The organism is Streptomyces sp. NPDC045956, assembly GCF_056430705.1.
On record NZ_JBWKKZ010000012.1, the window covers coordinates 280,562 to 299,718 of the forward strand.

The window sequence follows — 19,157 nt, forward strand, 5'->3', positions numbered from 1 at the left end:
GAGGAAAGCGCAGGTCGGAGAGTCGGTGCGGAACGGTCCCGGCCCGCTCAGGCGGGCACCGGCGCGGCCTCGGCCGTGCGCCGGGCGGCCAGCGAACCGGCGACCGTGAGCGCCACCACGCCCGCCACCGCCAGCAGGCCGACCCCGACCGTCCCGGCCCAGCCGCCGGAGTGGAAGGCGAGCGCGCCCACCGTGCTGCCCGCGCTGGAGCCGATGTAGTAGGCGGACTGGTACAGCGCCGAGGCCTGGGCGCGGCCGTGGGTGGCCGTCCGGCTCACCGCCGAGGACGCCACCGCGTGCCCGGCGAAGAAGCCCGCCGTGATCAGCACCAGCCCGAGCAGCACCAGGGGCAGGGACGGAGCGAGGGACAGCAGCAGACCCGCCGCCGTCGTGCCGCCGCCCAGGTACAGCGCCCCGCGGCGGCCGAGGCGGCCCACCAGGCGGCCCGCCGCCGACGCCGAGACCGTGCCGACCAGGTAGACCAGGAAGATCGAGCCGATGACGCCCTGCGGGAGCGAGAACGGCGCCTCCGTCAGGCGGTAGCCGATCACCGTGTAGACGCCGCCGAACACCGTCATGAACAGCGCGCCGATCGCGTACAGGCGGCGCAGCAGCGGGTCGGCGAGGTGGTCGCGGACCGTGCGGACCAGGACCCGCGGGCGCAGCGAGCCCGGCGTGAAGTGCCTCGGCGCCGGCAGCAGCATCCGGAAGGCCACCGCGCAGGCCACCGCCACGGCGCCGATCACGCCGACGGCGACCCGCCAGCCCCACTCCTGGGCGACCCAGCCGGTGATGACCCGGCCGCTCATCCCGCCCACGCTGTTGCCCGCGACGAACAGGCCGATCGCGGTGACCAGCGCCCTCGGCGTGACCTCCTCCGCGAGGTACGCCGTCGCCGAGGCCGGCAGCCCGGCCAGCGCCGCGCCCTGCACCGCGCGCAGCGCGACCAGCGCGGTCAGCGACGGGGCGAAGGGGACCAGCAGCCCGACGGTCACGGCGACCGCCAGCGACGCCGTCATGACCGTACGCCGGCCGAAACGTTCCGACAGGGCGCTCATCGGCAGGACGAACAGCGCGAGGCCACCCGTCGCGGCGGCCACCGTCCAGCTCGCGTCGCTCGCCGTGACACCCAGGTCGCCGGAGATCAGCGGCAGCAGGGCCTGGGTGGAGTACAGCAGCGCGAAGGTCGCGACGCCCGCGAGGAAGAGGGCGAGACTCATCCGGCGGTAACCGGGACCGCCCGGGGTCATCCGCGCCTCGCGGGCGCCGCCCGGATCACCGGCGGCGGCCCTGGCGGGGGCGTGGGGAGCGGAGGCGGAGGCAGCGGCGCCCACGATCGTGGACGCCCCGGTATCGGCGGGAGTCATGCTGCGACCGTACGGAGACCGCGACTCATCCGTCCAATGCACGGAACGGGGATAATCGTTCCCATGGCGCATCAGCAAAGCTCACAGCCCCGCCTGTCACCGCACGGTGACACGGAAGACATCGTCGCGCTGCTCGCGCCCCGCCTCGCGCACTTCGCCGGCGTGGCCCGCACCGAGCACGTCACCCGGGCCGCCCAGGAGATGAACGTCCCCCAGTCGACCCTCTCCCGCGCCCTGGTCCGCCTCGAAGCCGACCTGGGCGTCGACCTGTTCGTGCGCCGCGGCCGCACCCTCGCCCTGACCGTCGCCGGGCGCACCTTCCTCGGCTCCGTGGAACGCGCCCTCGCCGAGGTGGAGCGCGCCGCCGAGGAGGTCCGCGCGGACGCCGACGCGGCCACCGGCAAGGTCGCCTTCGGCTTCCTGCACACCATGGGCGCCGAGACCGTCCCCGGCCTGCTGCACGCCTTCCGCGCCGACCACCCCCGCGTCCGCTTCAGCCTCGTCCAGAACTACGGCGAGGCCATGCTGGAGCGGCTGCGCGCCGGCGAACTCGACCTCTGCCTGACCTCACCCGTCCCGGACGCCCCCGACCTGGTCGCCCGGCGCCTCGACGAGCAGAAGCTGCGCCTGGTCGTCCCGGCCGACCACCCCCTGGCCGGCCGCCGGCGCATCCGCCTCGCCGAGGCCGCCGACGAGACCTTCGTGACCCTGGAGCCCGGCTACGGCCTGCGCCGCATCACCGACGCCCTGTGCAAGGAGGCCGGCTTCCGGCCCCGGGTGGCCTTCGAGGGGGAGGAGGCGGAGACGCTGCGCGGCCTGGTCGCGGCCGGCCTCGGCGTCGCCCTGCTGCCGCCGCCCGCCGTCCCCCGCCCCGGCGTGGTCGAACTGACGGTCACCGCACCGCGCGCGGCCCGCGAGATCGGCGTGGCCTGGCTGGCGGGGCGCACGGACACGCCCCCGGTGGCGGCCTTCAAGAAGTTCCTGCTGTCGCGCCGCGGCCACCTGCTGCCGTCCTGACCCGACCTCCCCGGGAGAACCCCGCACCCGCGCCTAACGCCGCAGCGACCGTCCGAAGCCCACCGCCAGCGGCATCCGCAGTCCCAGCGGAGGGGGAGCGGCCAGGGCGTCCTCCAGCGGCCGGGCGAAGGACTGCCCGAAGAGCGCGCCCATCACGAAGTCCTCGGCCAGCGCCGCCACTTCGTCCCGGTACTGGCGCAGCCCGTGACCGTCGGAGTGCACCTCGAAGCGGCACACCGCGCGGTTGGCCTTCTTCGCGCGAGCGGCCAGCCGGAACGACAACTCCGGGTCGCTGCGCCCGTCGTTGGTGCCGTGCACGATCAGCACCTGGCGTCCGACGAGCTGCTTCACCGGTTCGGGGGGCGCGGCCACGTCCTCGTCCGGCAGCCAAGGGGCGATCGCGAGCGCCGCGTTGACGGCCTCGTGCCCGGCCGCGCGCAGGGCCGCCCGCCCGCCCATGCCGACGCCGAGCAGGCAGACCGGGACGTCGCCGTAGCGCCGTACGGCCTCGCCGGCGGCCCAGTCGGCGTCGCGGGCCAGGTGGGCCTCGGCGCCGTTCCAGCCGCGGCAGCGGTAGTGCACGACATGGGTGGCCAGGCCCTCGTCCCGGCCCGCGCGGGCGAGCCGGCGCCCCAACGCCCGTACGGACGCGGTCGCCAGCAGCGGGGACGGCCTGCGGCTGGACACCTCGTCGCCCGCGGGGAGCAGCAGCACCACCCCGCTGACCGCCGTCCCCTCCGGACCGAGCGTTCGCCCCAGCCGGGCCTGACGGACCGGCGTCGCTTGCTGTGCCATGACAGAACATTCTCAGAAGACCGGGTGTACGCCACCCGTCTTCGCAGTCACCGTTACATATCGACGGATCCGTACACCCCGGCCGCGTTTCCCGTGCGCGCGTAGTCGTCCGACCGCCTTTCTACGCGCGTAGGAGTTAGAGTGCGGAAATGACGAGCCAGAGCACCGCGAAGACCACCGCGAAGACTCCGACGCCGCAGCAGATCCGCCGGGCGCCGAAGGTTCTGCTGCACGACCACCTCGACGGCGGGCTGCGTCCCGGCACGGTCGTCGAACTCGCCCGGGCGACCGGTTACTCGGGCCTCCCCGAGACCGACGCCGACCGGCTCGGCGCCTGGTTCCGGCAGGCCGCCGACTCCGGCTCGCTGGAGCGGTACCTGGAGACCTTCTCCCACACCGTCGGCGTCATGCAGACCCGCGACGCCCTCGTCCGGGTCGCCGCCGAGTGCGCCGAGGACCTCGCCGAGGACGGCGTCGTCTACGCCGAGGTGCGCTATGCCCCCGAGCAGCACCTGGAGGGCGGGCTCACCCTCGAAGAGGTCGTCGAGGCGGTCAACGAGGGCTTCCGCGAGGGCGAGCGGCGCGCCCGGGACCACGGCCACCGCATCCGGGTCGGCGCCCTGCTCACCGCCATGCGGCACGCCGCCCGCGCCCTGGAGATCGCCGAGCTGGCCAACCGCTACCGCGACCTCGGAGTCGTCGGCTTCGACATCGCGGGCGCCGAGGCGGGATACCCGCCCACCCGGCACCTGGACGCCTTCGAGTACCTGAAGCGGGAGAACAACCACTTCACCATCCACGCCGGCGAGGCCTTCGGCCTGCCGTCCATCTGGCAGGCCCTCCAGTGGTGCGGCGCCGACCGGCTCGGGCACGGCGTGCGCATCATCGACGACATCCAGGTGCACGAGGACGGCACCGTCAAGCTCGGGCGGCTCGCCTCGTACGTCCGGGACAAGCGCATCCCCCTGGAGCTGTGCCCCAGCTCCAACCTCCAGACCGGGGCCGCCGACTCCTACGCCGAGCACCCCATCGGGCTGCTGCGCCGGCTGCACTTCCGGGCCACCGTCAACACCGACAACCGGCTGATGTCCCACACCGGCATGAGCCGGGAATTCGAGCACCTTGTCGACGCGTTCGGTTACACGCTCGACGACATCCAGTGGTTCTCCGTCAATGCGATGAAATCAGCGTTCATTCCTTTCGATGAACGACTGGCCATGATCAATGACGTCATCAAGCCCGGATACGCGGAGCTGAAGTCCGAATGGCTGTTCCAGCAGACGGCCTCCACCAGCGGTTTTCCGAAGAGCGAGGGCTGAGCGGCAGCGGACGGTAATACGGAAACGCGGACGGGCTTTCACAACCCGTCCGCATTTCGATGTTTGCCGCGAGGGGTGTCGCATGTTTACGGTCGAGGACCGCTCACATCCCCGCCATCATTTCGAGGACGCATTTCATGAAGCAGTCTGCTGCCAAGACCCTCGGTGTCGCCGCCCTCGGTGCCGCCTTCGCCGCCGTCGGTGCAGGTGCGGCCACCGCGGCCCCCGCGCTGCCGGACACCGCGAAGACGGTGGACTCCGTCGCCGCGACGCTGCCCGCGGAGACCCTCTCCCAGGTGGTGCCCGGCGCGGGCAACGCGCTGGAGCAGGGCCGCCACGTCTCCGGCACGGGTCTGACCGCCGCTCAGCCGGTCGTCGAGCAGGTCCTCAACGAGCAGCTCTCCAACGGCCCGACCAAGCCGGTGGCCGGCCTGCTCGGTGGTCTGCCGACGAAGGGCCTGCCCACCTCGGGCCTGCCGGTCAACGGCCTCCCGCTCGGCGGCTGAGTCCCGCCGCCCCCGCACCTCCCCATGCGCCGACGGGGCGCACCCGAAGGCTTCGGGTGCGCCCCGTCGGCGTACCTGAGGGGAGGTGTCCGGAGTATCCGGAGGGGACCGGGCCGGCCGCGCGGGGCGTCACCAGGCGGTACGGGCGGCCTTCTCCTCGGACGGCAGCAGGAGCCACAGGGCGAGGTAGAGCAGGAACTGCGGGCCGGGCAGCAGGCAGGAGACCAGGAAGATCACCCGCATCGTGGTCGTGGAGGTGCCGAAGCGCCTGGCCAGCGCGGCGCACACTCCGCCGATCATGCGGCCATGGGTGGGGCGGGCGAGGCGGGACATCGCGGCTCCTTCGTGAGCGTGGGCGGGTCTGCCGGTCGGCTTCCCCTTCATCTGCCCTCCACGCTACGGAGACGAACGGAACAAAGCGTCGCTCTACGGGGCGATACCGACCCTGGGAATCGTCGGGGTCCGACCCTGAGCGGGCTCGTCCCTGGGGACGTCCTCCCACCCCCCCTCCTCGGACCTGCGGCGGAGCCGAGCACGGCCCGCGGGGACCAGGACGAGGTGGGCGAGGGCCGCGCCCGCCGTGTTCAGCAGCAGCGAGTCCACGTCGACGACCTGACCGGGCACCCCCGTCTGCAACAGCTCGATCCCCAGCGACAGCAGGGCGGCAGCGGCCAGGGTGCGCAGCAGGGAGGCCAGCGGCGAGACGGTCAGCCGGCCGCCCGCCATGGGCAGCAGGACGCCGAGCGGCGCCAGCAGGGCGAGCGAGCCGCCGAGCGCCCGGACCGCCGAGGGCCAGCCGAGCGCCAGGTCGGCACGGATCGAGGCGAACGGCTGGAGGTTGGGCGGCAGGACCCACGGGACGTCGAGCGGCCGCAGCGTGTACCAGGCGACGAACGCGAGATGTGCGACGAGGAGGACACTTCCTGTCGCACGGATGCGGAGCGCGGCGCTGCCGCCGGGAAACCCAAGACGCTGCACGTCCCCCAAGACGCCGGTGCCGCCACGCGCGGTTCCGGTGACTCCCGCGCAAGGGTGAGGCCTGCGCCACACGGCCCCGCCGGGCCGCCGCACCCCGGGCGGGGAGGCGCCGTCAGCCGTCGGTGACCTCGGTGGAGGGCGGCTCGTTGCTGCCCGGCCGGGCGCGGACCTCGTCCGTGCAGGTGTAGCGGCGGGCGGACTCCTCGGCGGGCCCGGCCAGGATGACGGAGCCGTCGCCCTCGGTGGCGGCCGAGTCGGAGAAGGTGCAGACGACCTGGGCGAGGGCGTACGAGGTGAGGTCGCCGGGGGCGGTGCTCAGCCGCAGGGTGTCCTCGGGGTCGCCGGGGCGCGGGCCGGTGACGCCGGTCCCGCGGCGCACGTCCGTGCTGTACCCCGCCTCCTCCTCCGCGGCCGACGGCTCCGCCGTGAGCTGGTCGAGCAGCCCCTGGGCCACCAGCACCCGCCGACCGGCGTCCGCCGCGCCGTCCGGCAACGGGACCGTCCGGTCCACGGCCACCAGCGACGAGCCGCACAGCAGGAACACCTGCACCGGAAGCCCGGGCGCCGCCCCCGTCGTCCCGCCCGGCTCGGCGAGCGAGCACCGCACCCTCGACGGCGCCGGACCGTAGTCCGTGGGCACCTCCGTGGCGCGGATGCCGCAGCCGGCGAGCAGCGCGGCCAGCACGGCCAGCCCGGGCAGTGCCGACAGGCGGCGTACGGTCATCAGCCCCGTCCCTTCGCGTCCTTGCCCCTGCCCCCGTCACCCGCGGCGTCCTCGGCCTCCTCGTCCGCCGGCGGGTCCTGCGGCAGCCGCAGCGTGAACACCGCGCCGCCCTCGGGGGAGTTCTCGGCGGTGATCTCACCGCCGTGGATGTGCGCGTTCTCCAGGGCGATGGACAGGCCGAGCCCGCTGCCCTCGGAGCGCGGCCGGGAGGCGCTCGCCTTGTAGAAGCGGTCGAAGACGTGCGGCAGGACGTCCTCGGGGATGCCGGGCCCGTGGTCCCGTACCCGGATGACGACCTCGTCGTCCGCCCGCGCCACCGACACCCTGACCGGTGATCCGCCGTGCTTGAGGGCGTTGCCGATCAGGTTGGCCAGGATGACGTCCAGGCGGCGCGGGTCGAGCCGGGCGTGGAGGCCGCGCTCGGCGTCCAGGTCGACGGCGTCCAGCCAGGCGCGGGCGTCGATGCAGGCGGTGATCTGGTCGGCGACGTCGACGTCGTCGAGGACCAGCCGGGCGGTGCCCGCGTCGAAGCGGGTGACCTCCATCAGGTTCTCCACCAGGTCGTTCAGCCGCCGCGTCTCGCTGACCACCAGCCGTACGGCGGGCTCGATCATCGGGTCGAAGCCGCCGCCCTCGAACTCCAGCTCCTCCTCCAGCACCTCGGTGACGGCGGTGATCGCCGTCAGCGGGGTCCGCAGCTCATGGCTCATGTCCGCCACGAAGCGCCGTGAGGCCTGCTCGCGGCCCGCCATGTCCGCGACCCGCTTCTCCAGCGCCTCGGCGGCGCTGTTGAAGGTCCGGGACAGGTCGGCCAGTTCGTCGGTGCCGGTCACGCGCAGCCGGGTGTCCAGCTTCCCCTCGCCCAGGCGCCGCGCCGCGACCCCGAGCCGGTGCACCGGCTTCAGCACGGTCGTCGCCAGGGCCTGCGCGAGCAGCGCCGACCCCAGCAGGGCGAGTGCGGTGGCGATCCCCAGCGACCAGGCCAGCGAGTTGAGGTCCTTGGCCTCCGGCTCCAGCGACTTGAGCATGTAGCCGGTCGGCCCGCCCCCGATCACCCTCGTGCCGGCCACCAGGTAGGGGGTGTCGCCGTCGGTGATCCGCTGCCAGTACAGGTGGTACGGGTGCTTGTTGGCCGAGGTGACCTTCTGCTCCTTGTTCACCGCCGTGCGCAGCGACTCGGGCACGTCGGCGAGCGCGAAGCCGCCCAGGCCCCCGGAGCTGCCGTACACCGTCCGTCCGGTGGCGTCCTCGGCGACCAGCAGCACGCTGAACCGCTGACTGCTGTTGGCCATCTGCCCCGCGGTGTGCTGCAACTCGTCCTGCTCCGGGTGCTCGGGCAGCGCGCCCGCCCGGTTCTGCATCTCCTGCTCGAAGCCGCGCAGCACGGAGTCCTGGGTGCGGGTGAGCACCGCCTCCCGGTTCAGCCAGTACGCGATGCCGGACGCCGAGACGGCGGCGGTGAGGGCGACCAGCCCGAAGACGAGGACCAGCCGCAGCCGCAGACTGGTGAAGCGCAGCCAGGACCAGACTCCCTTGCGCGTCGCGGTCCAGCCGCGTGAACCTCCCTGGTGCTCCTGGGTCACTGAGGCGGGTCCAGCCGGTAGCCGACACCTCGTACCGTGCGGATCAGCGTCGGGGACGACGGCACGTCCTCGACCTTGGCGCGCAGCCGCTGCACACAGGCGTCCACCAGGCGCGAGTCGCCGAGGTAGTCGTGCTCCCACACCAGCCGCAGCAACTGCTGCCGGGACAGCGCCTGCCCGGGCCGCCGGCTCAGTTCGAGGAGCAGCCGCAGCTCGGTCGGCGTGAGCTGGAGATCCTCGCCGTTCTTGGTCACGGTCATCGCGGACCGGTCGATGACCAGGCCGCCGAAGCTCGCCGAATCGCTCGACTCCCGCTCCCCGCGCCGCAGCACGGCCCGGATACGGGCGTCCAGCACCCGGCCCTGCACGGGTTTGACGACGTAGTCGTCGGCGCCCGACTCGAGACCGACGACCACGTCGATGTCGTCGTTGCGCGCGGTCAGCAGGATGATCGGCAGCTGGTCGGTGCGCCGGATGCGCCGGCACACCTCGAAACCGTCAATGCCGGGCAGCATCACGTCCAGCACGATCAGGTCCGGCCGCTGCTCGCGCAGCAGCTTCAGACCGTCCTCACCGCTGGCAGCGGTGGCCACCCGGTGGCCCTGGCGGGTCAGGGAGAGCTCCAGGGCCGTACGGATGGCGTCGTCGTCCTCGATCAGCAACAGGGAAGGCACGGGCTCATTCTGGCCCATGGAGGGGGTGGCGTACGACCCGTGGGTCCCGAAGAGGGCGGACCTCGCCGCCGGACCCTGTGAAGGAACGGTGCGGCAGCCGTGACGGACCCCTGTGACAGGTCTGTGACAGTCGACGGACACGGCCATGAAGTCACCGCGGCAGGCTTCTCGTCACAGGCAACACAGCGAGTCGCCGGCCGAGCGGGAAGCGGTGCGGCGCCTCGCGGCACAGCACGACGGACACCGGAAGTCCACGACGGGGGGCGCGAGATGAACACGCTGCACGGCACCAGCACCAGCGCAGTGGTCACGCGTCTGCACGACGTGCACACACACCGGGGTTCCGAGAAGTCCGGTGCCGCTGTGAGCGGACGGGGGTGCGCTCGTGGCACCGGGCGTCAGCACACCGCGTACATGGCGGTGGTCGACGCGCGTCAGGGGGAGACGCACGGGGGAAGCGCGTACGGGGAGGCAGAGGGGGAGCGTCGCTCCTTGTCGGAGGCGGAGTTCACCGCCTACGTCCAGGAGCGCCGCGCCTCCCTGTACGCCACCGCCTACCACCTCACGGGGGACCGTTTCGAGGCCGAGGACCTGCTGCAGAGCGCGTTGTTCTCGACCTACCGGGCGTGGGAGCGGATCAGTGACAAGGCCGCGGTCGGCGGGTACCTCCGCCGCACCATGACCAACCTGCACATCAGCGCCTGGCGGCGCCGCAAGCTCAACGAGTACCCGACCGAGGAACTGCCGGAGACGCCCGGCGACACGGACGCGATGCGCGGCACCGAACTGCGTACGGTCCTGTGGCAGGCGCTGGCCCGGCTCCCCGAACTCCAGCGCACGATGCTGGTCCTCCGCTACTACGAGGGCCGCACGGACCCGGAGATCGCCGACATCCTCGGCATCAGCGTCGGCACGGTGAAGTCCAGCATCTGGCGGTCGCTCCGCCGGCTGCGGGAGGACGAGGTCCTCAGCTTCGGCCGTGACCGGGACGACGCCTTCGGCGAACTGGTCGCCTGAAGGTCCGGGGTGCCCGGGGGGCCCGGGGGCCCGGGGGACGAGGGGCCCGCGGCGGGACCCGCGAAAAAAAGTACGAGCCAGGGTGTATCAGGGGGAGGAACCCGGGCTCTTACTCACGGGGAAGCACCACGGGGGAACACCACGGGGGAACCTCGGGGGGACACGGGGGAAGCACGGGGGAGCAGGAAGAGAGCGGGACTGGAGGGCCGGGGGGTCCGTCCAGTCCCGCTCTCGCGTGCGCGGGGAGTGCGGGGTGCGCGCCGCGCGTGCTACGCCGCCGTACGCACCGCCGGACACCGTCCGGCCGCCGCGGCCGTCAGCCGGCCCATCGCCTCGTCCCGGTCGCAGGCGTGGGCGCCCAGCGCCGACTGCCGGGCGATGACCGACCGCTCCTGCCGCATCAGCCGCCAGCCGCGGCGCAGCAGGAACGGCACGGACTTGCGGCTCTCCCGCAGGTCCCGCAGGAAGCGGCGGCGGAAGGTCGTCAGCGGCCCCCGGCTCAGGCACAGGGCGTCGGCCAGCACGCCCAGGTCCCGGCAGCGGGAGACGAGTTCGGCGGCGAAGATGCCCTCCGCGAGGAACAGCGGGGCCCGCCCGATGTCGATCGCCGACTCACCGGTGCGGGCGCTGAGCGAGAGGTCGTAGACGGGCACCTGCGTACGGCCCGCGCGGCACAGCTCCGTGATGGCCGCGACGGCGGCGTCCGCGTCCCACGAGCCGGGGTGGTCCCAGTCGATGTCGGAACTCTGCGGCACCAGCGGCAGCGTCGGGTCGGTGCCCTCCTTGTAGAAGTCGTCGAGGCGCAGCACCGGAAGGCCGGCGCGGGCGGCGAGGAGGGACTTGCCGGAGCCGGAGGGGCCGCAGAGCAGCACGACTCGCGTCGGTATGGGCGGGTGGGTGGTCACGGGACACCAGTCTGAGGCATGGGCCGCCCGCCGTACGACCCCGCGGGCCGACTTTGGAACGCGCGTCACACGCCGGTCACGGTCCGCGGTGACCTGATCACCTTCCGCGCTGTTAGCACGGCAGTCCGTAGCAACTCACACCAAGAAGGTGGTAGCAGCGATGGCCCGACACGCGTCCCCCCGCACCCCGCACGCTCCGCACGCCCAGCGTGCCCTGATCGCCCTCGCGACCGCCGGGGCGGCCCTGGCCGCGGGCGCCGCGACGGCCTCCGCGGACGGCGGTGAGGCGCTCGGCGGCCTGGCGCACACCCGCCCGTCCTCGCTGGGGAACATCGACCCGCAGGCGGGCCTCCAGGCCGTCACCGGCACGGTCGGTTTCGTCACCGGCCCGGTCGCGGACCTCAAGCCCAACCCGCTGGCCGGCACCGGCGTCGACCCGCTGGACAACGGCGTCGGCACGAAGGTCGCCGACTTCCAGCCGCTCACCTCGACGGCACTGACCGGTCCGGTGGCGCAGGCGCAGTCGCTGGGCGGTGTGCCGGTGGTGGGCCAGGCGACGCAGTTGCTGCGCTGACGGCCGTCCCCCGCGCGCGAAGAACCGCGCCTTCCCCGGACGGAGGGAAGACGCGGCTCGCTCGTGGGCGCCCCGCCGTGCGGCGGGGCCTCCGGTGTCTCAGTACGGCTGTCTCAGTACGACGATCCGGACGCGCCGAGCGCGCCCGTCGGGTGCCAGACCGTCTTGGTCTCCAGGAACGCCGTCATGCGGTCGGTGCCCGGCGTCGCGATCCAGCCGGCTCCGTCCACAGGCTGTGGACGCAGGACGCGCTTCAGGTTGTCCGCCGCCGCGATCTCCAGCTCCTTCGCCAGCGTCTCGCCGGCGCCCGTGAGGTCGATCGCGTTGACGTCCTGGTGCGCGGCGAGGGGGGCGGCGAGTTCCGCCGTACGGCCGGACAGGACGTTGACCACGCCGCCGGGGAGGTCGGAGGTGGCCAGCACCTCGCCCAGGGAGAGGGCGGGCAGCGGGGCCTTCTCGGACGCGATCACGACCGCCGTGTTGCCCGTCGCGATCACCGGGGCGACGACCGAGACCAGGCCCAGGAACGACGACTCCTGCGGGGCCAGGACGGCGACGACGCCCGTCGGTTCCGGGGAGGACAGGTTGAAGAAGGGGCCCGCGACCGGGTTGCCGCCGCCGACCACCTGGGCGATCTTGTCGGTCCAGCCCGCGTACCAGACCCAGCGGTCGATCGCCGCGTCGACCTGGGCCGCCGCCTTCGACCTGGACAGGCCCTCCGCGTCGGCCACCTCCGCCACGTACTGGTCGCGGCGGCCCTCCAGCATCTCGGCGACGCGGTAGAGGATCTGGCCGCGGTTGTACGCCGTCGCGCCGGACCAGCCGCCGAACGCCTTGCGCGCGGCGACCACCGCGTCGCGGGCGTCCTTGCGGGAGGAGAGCGGGGCGTTCGCCAGCCAGCTGCCCTTGGCGTCTGTCACCTCGTACACCCGGCCGCTCTCGGAACGCGGGAACTTGCCCCCGACGTACAGCTTGTAGGTCTTGAAGACGGAAAGTCGCGGTTCGGTCTTCTCGGTCTTGTCAGACATCGAGGTACGCCTCCAGGCCGTGGCGGCCGCCCTCGCGGCCGAAGCCCGACTCCTTGTAGCCGCCGAACGGCGAGGTCGGATCGAACTTGTTGAACGTGTTGGACCAGATCACGCCCGCGCGGAGCTTGTTGGCGACCGCCAGGATGCGCGAGCCCTTCTCCGTCCAGATGCCCGCCGAGAGGCCGTACGGCGTGTTGTTGGCCTTGGCGACCGCCTCGTCGGGCGTGCGGAAGGTGAGGACGGACAGGACCGGGCCGAAGATCTCGTCGCGGGCCACCGTGTGCGCCTGGGTGACGTTGGTGAAGAGCGTCGGGGCGAACCAGTAACCGGAGGTCGGCAGTTCGCAGGCCGGGGACCAGCGCTCGGCGCCCTCCGCCTCGCCCTGGTCGGCCAGCGCCGTGATCCGGGCCAGCTGCTCGGCGGAGTTGATCGCGCCGATGTCGGTGTTCTTGTCCAGCGGGTCGCCCAGGCGCAGGGTGGTCAGCCGGCGCTTGAGGGAGTCCAGCAGCTCGTCGTGGATCGACTCCTGGACCAGCAGGCGCGAGCCCGCGCAGCAGACCTGGCCCTGGTTGAAGAAGATGCCGCTGACGATGCCCTCGACGGCCTGGTCGATCGGGGCGTCGTCGAAGACGATGTTGGCGCCCTTGCCGCCCAGCTCCAGGGTGAGCTTCTTGCGGGTGCCCGCGACGGTGCGGGCGATCTGCTTGCCGACGGCCGTCGAGCCGGTGAAGGCGACCTTGTTCACGTCGGGGTGGGCGATCAGCGCCGCGCCGGCGCGGCCGTCGCCGGTGAGGATGTTGACGACGCCCCTGGGCAGGCCCGCCTGACGGCAGATGTCCGCGAAGAACAGGGCGGACAGGGGGGTCGTCTCGGCGGGCTTCAGCACCACCGTGTTGCCGGTGGCGAGCGCCGGGGCGATCTTCCACGCCAGCATCAGGAGCGGGAAGTTCCACGGGATGACCTGGCCGGCGACGCCGAGGGGGCGCGGGTTCGCCCCGTAGCCGGCGTGGTCGAGCTTGTCGGCCCAGCCCGCGTAGTAGAAGAAGTGCGCGGCGACCAGGGGGAGATCCGCGTCGCGGGTCTCCCTGATCGGCTTGCCGTTGTCCAGGGTCTCCAGGACGGCCAGCTCGCGGCTGCGCTCCTGGATGATGCGGGCGATGCGGAAGAGGTACTTCGCACGCTCGGAGCCGGGGAGCGCCGACCACTTCTCGAAGGCCTTGCGGGCGGCCCGGACGGCGCGGTCGACGTCCGCCTCGCCGGCCTCGGCGACCTCGGAGAGGACCTCCTCGGTGGACGGGGAGACGGTCTTGAAGACCTTTCCGTCGGCCGCCTCGGCGAACTCGCCGTCGACGAAGAGGCCGTACGACGGCGCGATGTCGACGACCGCACGGGACTCGGGCGCCGGTGCGTACTCGAAAACAGGTGCCATGGTGATCAGTCCACCGTCACGTAGTCGGGGCCGGAGTAGCGGCCGGTGGCCAGCTTCTGACGCTGCATGAGCAGGTCGTTCAGCAGTGAGGAGGCGCCGAAGCGGAACCAGTGGTTGTCCAGCCAGTCCTCGCCCGCGGTCTCGTTGACCAGGACCAGGAACTTGATCGCGTCCTTGGCGGTGCGGATGCCGCCGGCCGGCTTCACGCCGACCTGGACGCCGGTCTGCGCGCGGAAGTCGCGGACCGCCTCCAGCATCAGGAGGGTGTTGGACGGGGTCGCGTTCACCGCGACCTTGCCGGTGGAGGTCTTGATGAAGTCGGCCCCGGCCAGCATGCCGAGCCAGCTCGCGCGGCGGATGTTGTCGTACGTCGACAGCTCGCCGGTCTCGAAGATGACCTTGAGGCGGGCCGACGTCCCGCAGGCCTCCTTCACGGCGACGATCTCGTCGTACACCTTCATGTAGTGCCCCGCCAGGAACGCCCCGCGGTCGATGACCATGTCGACCTCGTCCGCGCCCGCCGCCACGGCCTCGCGCACGTCGGCCAGCTTCACGGCGAGGGACGCGCGGCCCGCCGGGAAGGCGGTGGCGACCGAGGCGACCTTCACGCCGGAGCCGGCGACGGCCTCCTTCGCGGCGGGCACCATGTCGGGGTACACGCAGACGGCCGCCGTCGCGGGGGCCGTGCGGTCGGTCGGGTCGGGACGGACCGCCTTGGCGCCGAGCGCCCGGACCTTGCCCGGGGTGTCCGCGCCTTCCAGCGTCGTCAGGTCGACCATCGAGATCGCGAGGTCGAGGGCGTACGCCTTCGCGGTGGTCTTGATCGAACGGGTGCCGAGCGAGGCGGCGCGCGCCTCCAGGCCGACCGTGTCGACGCCGGGCAGCCCGTGGAGGAAGCGGCGCAGCGTGCTGTCGGACGCGGTGACGTCGGCGAGTCCGTGTGCGGGTGCAGCGGATGCAGTGGTGGGCATGGTCACCAGGCGAGCATATCTACGCGCGTAGCGGCTGTACAGCCCCGTGCGTCCGTTCCGCTCGGGGACACCGCCCATGAGCGCCGCGCGGGCCGTCGGGCACAATCGGCACCATGACCACCCCGGAGTCCCCGTCACCGCCGCCGCAGCCCCCGGTACCCGTGTCCAAGGACCGGATCTACCGTTCGCCCGCGGGCCTCGCCGGCGGCGTACTGCTGCTCGCCCTAGCCCTGTGGCTCGGCATCGACGCCGTGGTCACGGGGGAGGGGCGTACGCCCTGGACCGCGCTCGCGGTGCTGCTCTTCCTCGCGCCGCTCATCGCCGCCTACACCGTGCGGCCCGCGGTCTTCGCCAACGACGACCGGCTGCGCGTGCGCAACCCGTTCCGGGTGATCGTGCTGCCCTGGGGGCAGGTCGCGTCCTTCCGGTCGAGTTACTCCAACGAGGTCTTCACCGAGTCCGGCGACAAGTACCAGCTCTGGTCCATTCCCGTCTCCCTGCGTGGCCGGAAGAAGGCCGCACGGCAGGAGGCACGGCGGGCCTCCGGGGGCGGCCGCGGACGCGGTGGCCTGCTCGGGGGCCTCGGCGGCGGCGGGGCGCGGGCCGACGGCGCCGCTGCGGGCGCCGTCGTCGAGGGGCCGGTGCGGGCGGAGACCGACAAGGTCATGGACGAACTGCGCCAGCTGTCGGAGGCGCGGAAGCCGGCCGGCACCTCGCAGGGCGAGGTGACGGTGCGGTGGGCCTACGAGATCCTCGCGCCGGCGGCCGCCGGGGTGGTCCTGCTCGCCGTGCTGCTGGGGACGGGCTGACCGGACGCGGGCCGGGCGGCTCCGGCGGTACGGGTGCGGGGCGTCGTGCGGCGTCACGGGGCCGCTGACCAGGCGACCAGCATGTACCCGCCGCAGTACGCCGACCCCAGCACCGCCGCCGACAGCGCCAGCGCGCGGTGGCGCCGTGAGGCACGGGACAGGTGCACGGCCAGCGGCAGCAGCAGCGGGAAGGCCGGGAGCAGGAAGCGCGCCCGCGGGAAGTACACGCCTCCGCTGCCCAGGACGATCGCCAGCATGACCCCCGTGAAGACCAGCAGCGCGGCGGGCTGGCGGTCCCACGCGGACAGGCCGAACAGCACCACCGAAGCGAGCAGCGTGAGCGTCACCATCACCAGGAACAGGTGCGGCGTCGGGTCGCGCAACAGCAGCCACCGGATCTGGTGCAGCGTCCGCAGGCCGCCGTCCAGCTCGTTGTACCAGAGCCGCTGTACGGCGAAGTAGCCGTCCCAGCGGCCCAGGCGCAGGCCCACCCAGGCGAGGTACGCGCACCAGCCGAGCGGCGCCAGGGCCGCCGCCGCCAGGGCACGGGGCAGGAGCGTGCGGCGACGGGCCAGGTGCAGCAGCGCCGTCACCGAGACCGCCGCCGCCACCGCGATGCCGGTCGGACGGGTCAGCCCCGCCAGCGCGGCGAAGCCCGCCGCGCACAGCCAGCGTTCCGTCAGCACCGCGTACAGCGCCCACGCGGCGCAGGCCGTGAACAGCGACTCCGTGTACCCCATCCACTGCACCGCGCCGACCGGGAACGCCGCCCACAGCGTGGTGAGCAGGACGCCGACGCGGCGGCCGTGCAGCCGGTCGCCCACCGCGAAGATGCCCCACGCGGCGACCAGCGAGGCGACGACCGCGAGGCCCAGGCCGGTGGAGGCGCGGCTGCCGGGGGTGAGGACCGCGACCGCCTTGACCAGGAACGGGTAGAGCGGGAAGAACGCCAGGTTGTTGGCGTTGGGCGTGGTGCCGAGTTCGCGGGCGTAGCCGTGCTCGGCGATACCGAGGTACCAGTCGGAGTCCCACTGCGCGGCCAGGTTCACCCAGAGGTCCTGGTGGCGGCGGGGCGCCCAGACGGCGAGCACCAGCAGGCCCGCCAGGCGCACGGCCAGGTAGGCGCCGAGGGCGGGCGCGGCGTGCCGCGCGGCGCGCAGGAGGCGCCGGGCGTGGGCCCGGGCACGGTCGCGGGCGCCGCCTCGCGGGGACGGTGCGGTGGGGGTCGCCGGACGGGGGCGGCGGGTGCCGGGGATGTGTCCGCCGGCGGTGGTCTTGGGCGCGGTCGAGGACACGGCGGCGGCTCCCTGGGTGGCTCTCGGCGGTGCGGTTTCCGCTCCACCGTTGCCCGCAGGGGGGCCGGGTAGGGGGAGGGTGGGTCAACCGCATGCGGGAAATCACCCGATGGGGTGCCGCCGGGTGGGAGGACGCTGGGTGGGTGCCGCCGGGTGGGAGGACGCGTCCGGCCCGTGCGGGGTGCGGGTGCGTGGTGACGGCCGGGGTGGCTGCCACCACGTGCGGGGCGGCCACCCCGGTCCGTCAGATGCCCGCCGCCGTGGAGAGGTCCCGCTTGAGGGCCGTCAGCAGGGCGTCGGCCTGGGCGCGGGCCTCCGGGAGGGCGGAGTGACCGGCGACCGGGACCACCACCTCCAGGTAGCACTTCAGCTTCGGCTCCGTACCGCTCGGGCGGACGATCACCCGCGCGCCGTCCAGCGTGTAGCGCAGGCCGTCCGTCGGCGGCAGGCTCTCCGTGCCCCGCGTGAGGTCCTCCGCACGCGTGACGGGCAGGCCCGCGAGGCGGGTCGGGGGCTGCTCGCGCAGGCGGTGCATCGCGGCCGCGATGACGGAGAGGTCCTCCACGCGGACCGAGAGCTGGTCGGTGGCGTGCAGGCCGTGCTCCACGGCCAGGTCGTCGAGGAGGTCCAGGAGCGTGCGGCCCTTCTCCTTGAGGGCGGAGGCCAGCTCCGTGATCAGGAGGGCCGCGGTGATGCCGTCCTTGTCGCGGACGCCCTCCGGGTCGACGCAGTAGCCGAGGGCCTCCTCGTAGCCGTAGCGCAGGCCCTCGACGCGGGCGATCCACTTGAAGCCGGTGAGGGTCTCCTCGTACGGGAGTCCCGCCTTCTGGGCGATGCGGCCGAGGAGGGAGGAGGAGACGATCGACTCCGCGAACGTGCCCCGCGCGCCGCGGGTGACCAGGTGCGCGGCGAGGAGGGCGCCGACCTCGTCGCCGCGGAGCATGCGCCAGTCGCCGCCGGTGGGGACGGCCACCGCGCAGCGGTCCGCGTCCGGGTCGTTGGCGATGACCAGGTCGGGCCCGGTCGCGCGGGCCCGCGCGAAGGACAGGTCCATCGCGCCGGGCTCCTCCGGGTTGGGGAAGGCGACGGTGGGGAAGTCCGGGTCGGGCTCGGCCTGCTCCGCGACGAGGACGGGCTCCGGGAAGCCGGCCCGGGCGAAGGCGGCCAGGAGGGTGTCCTTGCCGACGCCGTGCATCGCGGTGTAGACGGTGCGGGCGGTGCGGGGGGAGCCGGCGGAGAGGACCGCGTCCGTGCGGGCGAGGTAGGCGTCCAGGACGGAGTCGTCGAGGGTCTGCCAGCCGGTGGTGGGGCGGGGGACGTCGTCGAGGGAGCGCACGGCGTCGATCTCGGCGGCGATCCCGGCGTCGGCCGGGGGCACAATCTGGGAGCCGTCGCCCAGGTACACCTTGTAGCCGTTGTCGCGCGGCGGGTTGTGGCTGGCGGTCACCTCCACGCCCGCGACGGCGCCGAGGTGCCGGATGGCGAAGGCGAGGACGGGGGTGGGGAGGGGGCGGGGGAGGACGGCCGCACGGAGGCCGGCGCCGGTCATGACGGCGGCGGTGTCGCGGGCGAAGTCCTCGGACTTGTGGCGGGCGTCGTAGCCGATGACGACGAGACCGTCGGTGTGGCCCTGGCCCTTCAGGTACGCGGCGAGGCCGGCGGCGGCGCGGATGACGACCGAGCGGTTCATGCGCAGGGGGCCGGCGCCGAGTTCGCCGCGGAGGCCCGCGGTGCCGAACTGGAGGGTGCCGGAGAAGCGTGCGGTGAGTTCGGCGTGGTCCTCGGCGTCGATGAGCGCGGCCAGTTCCGCGCGGGTGTCCGCGTCGGGGTCCTCGGCCAGCCATGCCTTGGCGCGTGCGAGGAGGTCGTCGTGCACGTCGGTCAGCCTCTCGTGTCTGCGGGGGCCTGCGGCGCCTTTGCGGGGTGCCTGCGGGGGCCTCCGGCGGTGGTGCGGGGTGCCTGCGGCGGTCTGTGCGGGTTCGGTGGGGGTGCGGGTGTCTGCGGCGGTCTGTGCGGGTTCGGTGGGGGTGCGGGTGCCTGCGGCGGCCTGTGCGGGTTCGGTGGGGGTGTGGGTTGCGCGGTGCGGTGGTCTTGGGGTCGGGGCCGGGCCGGGGGGTGTCCGTCCTCGGAACGGCGCGGAATCGGTCGGGGAACGGGGTGGCCCTC

General features: G+C 73.5%; 19 protein-coding genes. 6 read left to right on the top strand and 13 right to left on the bottom strand.

Going from position 1 to position 19,157, the window contains the following annotated elements:
* Positions 1–47: 47 nt before the first annotated feature.
* A complete protein-coding gene (locus AC07FV_RS29020; RefSeq protein WP_479090337.1) occupies positions 48–1,367 on the bottom strand; it encodes an MFS transporter in 1,320 nt (439 codons plus the stop codon).
* Between the two features lie 63 nt (positions 1,368–1,430).
* On the opposite strand from AC07FV_RS29020, the gene AC07FV_RS29025 reads away from it, so the two are divergent.
* Positions 1,431–2,384: a LysR family transcriptional regulator gene (locus tag AC07FV_RS29025; RefSeq protein ID WP_384695271.1), complete on the top strand. Its 954-nt coding sequence runs from the start codon at positions 1,431–1,433 to the stop codon at positions 2,382–2,384.
* 33 nt (positions 2,385–2,417) lie between these two features.
* On the opposite strand, the gene AC07FV_RS29030 is transcribed toward AC07FV_RS29025, so the two are convergent.
* Positions 2,418–3,179 (bottom strand): alpha/beta fold hydrolase, encoded by a 762-nt coding sequence (locus tag AC07FV_RS29030; RefSeq protein WP_479090338.1) that lies wholly within the window; start codon positions 3,177–3,179, stop codon positions 2,418–2,420.
* Positions 3,180–3,328: 149 nt separating this feature from the next.
* On the opposite strand from AC07FV_RS29030, the gene AC07FV_RS29035 reads away from it, so the two are divergent.
* Positions 3,329–4,498, top strand: coding sequence for an adenosine deaminase (locus AC07FV_RS29035; RefSeq protein ID WP_479090340.1), 1,170 nt, complete (start codon positions 3,329–3,331; stop codon positions 4,496–4,498).
* A gap of 137 nt (positions 4,499–4,635) precedes the next feature.
* Positions 4,636–5,004 carry an ATP-binding protein gene (locus AC07FV_RS29040; RefSeq protein WP_479090342.1) on the top strand — a complete coding sequence of 123 codons (369 nt, stop codon included), beginning with the start codon at positions 4,636–4,638 and terminating at the stop codon, positions 5,002–5,004.
* 129 nt (positions 5,005–5,133) lie between these two features.
* Here the strand turns inward: AC07FV_RS29040 and AC07FV_RS29045 are convergent, their stop codons facing one another.
* The 5 genes from AC07FV_RS29045 to afsQ1 form a co-directional block, all read right to left on the bottom strand.
* Positions 5,134–5,337: a PspC domain-containing protein gene (locus tag AC07FV_RS29045; RefSeq protein ID WP_053136142.1), complete on the bottom strand. Its 204-nt coding sequence runs from the start codon at positions 5,335–5,337 to the stop codon at positions 5,134–5,136.
* A 93-nt stretch (positions 5,338–5,430) separates the two neighbouring features.
* On the bottom strand, positions 5,431–5,982 hold the full coding sequence (locus AC07FV_RS29050) for a VanZ family protein (RefSeq protein WP_479090343.1): 552 nt from the start codon (positions 5,980–5,982) through the stop codon (positions 5,431–5,433).
* Positions 5,983–6,094: 112 nt separating this feature from the next.
* Positions 6,095–6,706: a hypothetical protein gene (locus tag AC07FV_RS29055; protein ID WP_479090345.1), complete on the bottom strand. Its 612-nt coding sequence runs from the start codon at positions 6,704–6,706 to the stop codon at positions 6,095–6,097.
* Positions 6,706–8,289, bottom strand: a complete 1,584-nt coding sequence (locus tag AC07FV_RS29060; RefSeq protein ID WP_479090347.1) for an ATP-binding protein — start codon at positions 8,287–8,289, stop codon at positions 6,706–6,708. Before AC07FV_RS29060 ends, AC07FV_RS29055 begins: the two co-directional genes overlap by 1 nt.
* Positions 8,286–8,963, bottom strand: a complete 678-nt coding sequence (gene afsQ1 / locus AC07FV_RS29065) for a two-component system response regulator AfsQ1 (RefSeq protein ID WP_053136154.1) — start codon at positions 8,961–8,963, stop codon at positions 8,286–8,288. Before afsQ1 ends, AC07FV_RS29060 begins: the two co-directional genes overlap by 4 nt.
* Positions 8,964–9,233: 270 nt before the next feature.
* Here afsQ1 and AC07FV_RS29070 point away from each other — a divergent pair, with 270 nt between their 5' ends.
* Positions 9,234–9,980, top strand: coding sequence for a SigE family RNA polymerase sigma factor (locus AC07FV_RS29070; protein WP_479090349.1), 747 nt, complete (start codon positions 9,234–9,236; stop codon positions 9,978–9,980).
* A gap of 269 nt (positions 9,981–10,249) precedes the next feature.
* Here the strand turns inward: AC07FV_RS29070 and AC07FV_RS29075 are convergent, their stop codons facing one another.
* Positions 10,250–10,852, bottom strand: coding sequence for a uridine kinase (locus AC07FV_RS29075; RefSeq protein WP_479090374.1), 603 nt, complete (start codon positions 10,850–10,852; stop codon positions 10,250–10,252).
* Positions 10,853–11,045: 193 nt separating this feature from the next.
* Between AC07FV_RS29075 and AC07FV_RS29080 the strand changes: the two genes are divergently transcribed.
* Positions 11,046–11,459 (top strand): hypothetical protein, encoded by a 414-nt coding sequence (locus tag AC07FV_RS29080; RefSeq protein ID WP_384695291.1) that lies wholly within the window; start codon positions 11,046–11,048, stop codon positions 11,457–11,459.
* A gap of 113 nt (positions 11,460–11,572) precedes the next feature.
* On the opposite strand, the gene AC07FV_RS29085 is transcribed toward AC07FV_RS29080, so the two are convergent.
* Genes AC07FV_RS29085 through deoC form a run of 3 tightly spaced genes read right to left on the bottom strand, consistent with a single transcriptional unit; the run spans position 11,573 to position 14,887 of the window.
* Positions 11,573–12,487 (bottom strand): aldehyde dehydrogenase family protein, encoded by a 915-nt coding sequence (locus AC07FV_RS29085; RefSeq protein ID WP_479090351.1) that lies wholly within the window; start codon positions 12,485–12,487, stop codon positions 11,573–11,575.
* Positions 12,480–13,916, bottom strand: a complete 1,437-nt coding sequence (locus AC07FV_RS29090) for an aldehyde dehydrogenase family protein (protein ID WP_479090352.1) — start codon at positions 13,914–13,916, stop codon at positions 12,480–12,482. Before AC07FV_RS29090 ends, AC07FV_RS29085 begins: the two co-directional genes overlap by 8 nt.
* 5 nt (positions 13,917–13,921) lie before the next feature.
* Positions 13,922–14,887 carry a deoxyribose-phosphate aldolase gene (gene deoC, locus AC07FV_RS29095; protein ID WP_383641797.1) on the bottom strand — a complete coding sequence of 322 codons (966 nt, stop codon included), beginning with the start codon at positions 14,885–14,887 and terminating at the stop codon, positions 13,922–13,924.
* Between the two features lie 113 nt (positions 14,888–15,000).
* Between deoC and AC07FV_RS29100 the strand changes: the two genes are divergently transcribed.
* On the top strand, positions 15,001–15,696 hold the full coding sequence (locus AC07FV_RS29100; RefSeq protein ID WP_479090353.1) for a PH domain-containing protein: 696 nt from the start codon (positions 15,001–15,003) through the stop codon (positions 15,694–15,696).
* A gap of 53 nt (positions 15,697–15,749) precedes the next feature.
* Here the strand turns inward: AC07FV_RS29100 and AC07FV_RS29105 are convergent, their stop codons facing one another.
* Positions 15,750–16,991 (bottom strand): hypothetical protein, encoded by a 1,242-nt coding sequence (locus AC07FV_RS29105; RefSeq protein WP_479090355.1) that lies wholly within the window; start codon positions 16,989–16,991, stop codon positions 15,750–15,752.
* A 244-nt stretch (positions 16,992–17,235) separates the two neighbouring features.
* Positions 17,236–18,867 carry a phospho-sugar mutase gene (locus tag AC07FV_RS29110; protein ID WP_479090356.1) on the bottom strand — a complete coding sequence of 544 codons (1,632 nt, stop codon included), beginning with the start codon at positions 18,865–18,867 and terminating at the stop codon, positions 17,236–17,238.
* Positions 18,868–19,157 lie beyond the last annotated feature (290 nt).

Coding starts and splice junctions, on each gene's coding strand:
- AC07FV_RS29020 (WP_479090337.1), bottom strand. CDS start 1,367: ATGACTCCCGCCGATACCGGGGCGTCCACGATCGTGGGCGCCGCTGCC.
- AC07FV_RS29025 (WP_384695271.1), top strand. CDS start 1,431: ATGGCGCATCAGCAAAGCTCACAGCCCCGCCTGTCACCGCACGGTGAC.
- AC07FV_RS29030 (WP_479090338.1), bottom strand. CDS start 3,179: ATGGCACAGCAAGCGACGCCGGTCCGTCAGGCCCGGCTGGGGCGAACG.
- AC07FV_RS29035 (WP_479090340.1), top strand. CDS start 3,329: ATGACGAGCCAGAGCACCGCGAAGACCACCGCGAAGACTCCGACGCCG.
- AC07FV_RS29040 (WP_479090342.1), top strand. CDS start 4,636: ATGAAGCAGTCTGCTGCCAAGACCCTCGGTGTCGCCGCCCTCGGTGCC.
- AC07FV_RS29045 (WP_053136142.1), bottom strand. CDS start 5,337: ATGTCCCGCCTCGCCCGCCCCACCCATGGCCGCATGATCGGCGGAGTG.
- AC07FV_RS29055 (WP_479090345.1), bottom strand. CDS start 6,706: ATGACCGTACGCCGCCTGTCGGCACTGCCCGGGCTGGCCGTGCTGGCC.
- AC07FV_RS29070 (WP_479090349.1), top strand. CDS start 9,234: ATGAACACGCTGCACGGCACCAGCACCAGCGCAGTGGTCACGCGTCTG.
- AC07FV_RS29080 (WP_384695291.1), top strand. CDS start 11,046: ATGGCCCGACACGCGTCCCCCCGCACCCCGCACGCTCCGCACGCCCAG.
- AC07FV_RS29085 (WP_479090351.1), bottom strand. CDS start 12,487: ATGTCTGACAAGACCGAGAAGACCGAACCGCGACTTTCCGTCTTCAAG.
- AC07FV_RS29090 (WP_479090352.1), bottom strand. CDS start 13,916: ATGGCACCTGTTTTCGAGTACGCACCGGCGCCCGAGTCCCGTGCGGTC.
- deoC (WP_383641797.1), bottom strand. CDS start 14,887: ATGCCCACCACTGCATCCGCTGCACCCGCACACGGACTCGCCGACGTC.
- AC07FV_RS29100 (WP_479090353.1), top strand. CDS start 15,001: ATGACCACCCCGGAGTCCCCGTCACCGCCGCCGCAGCCCCCGGTACCC.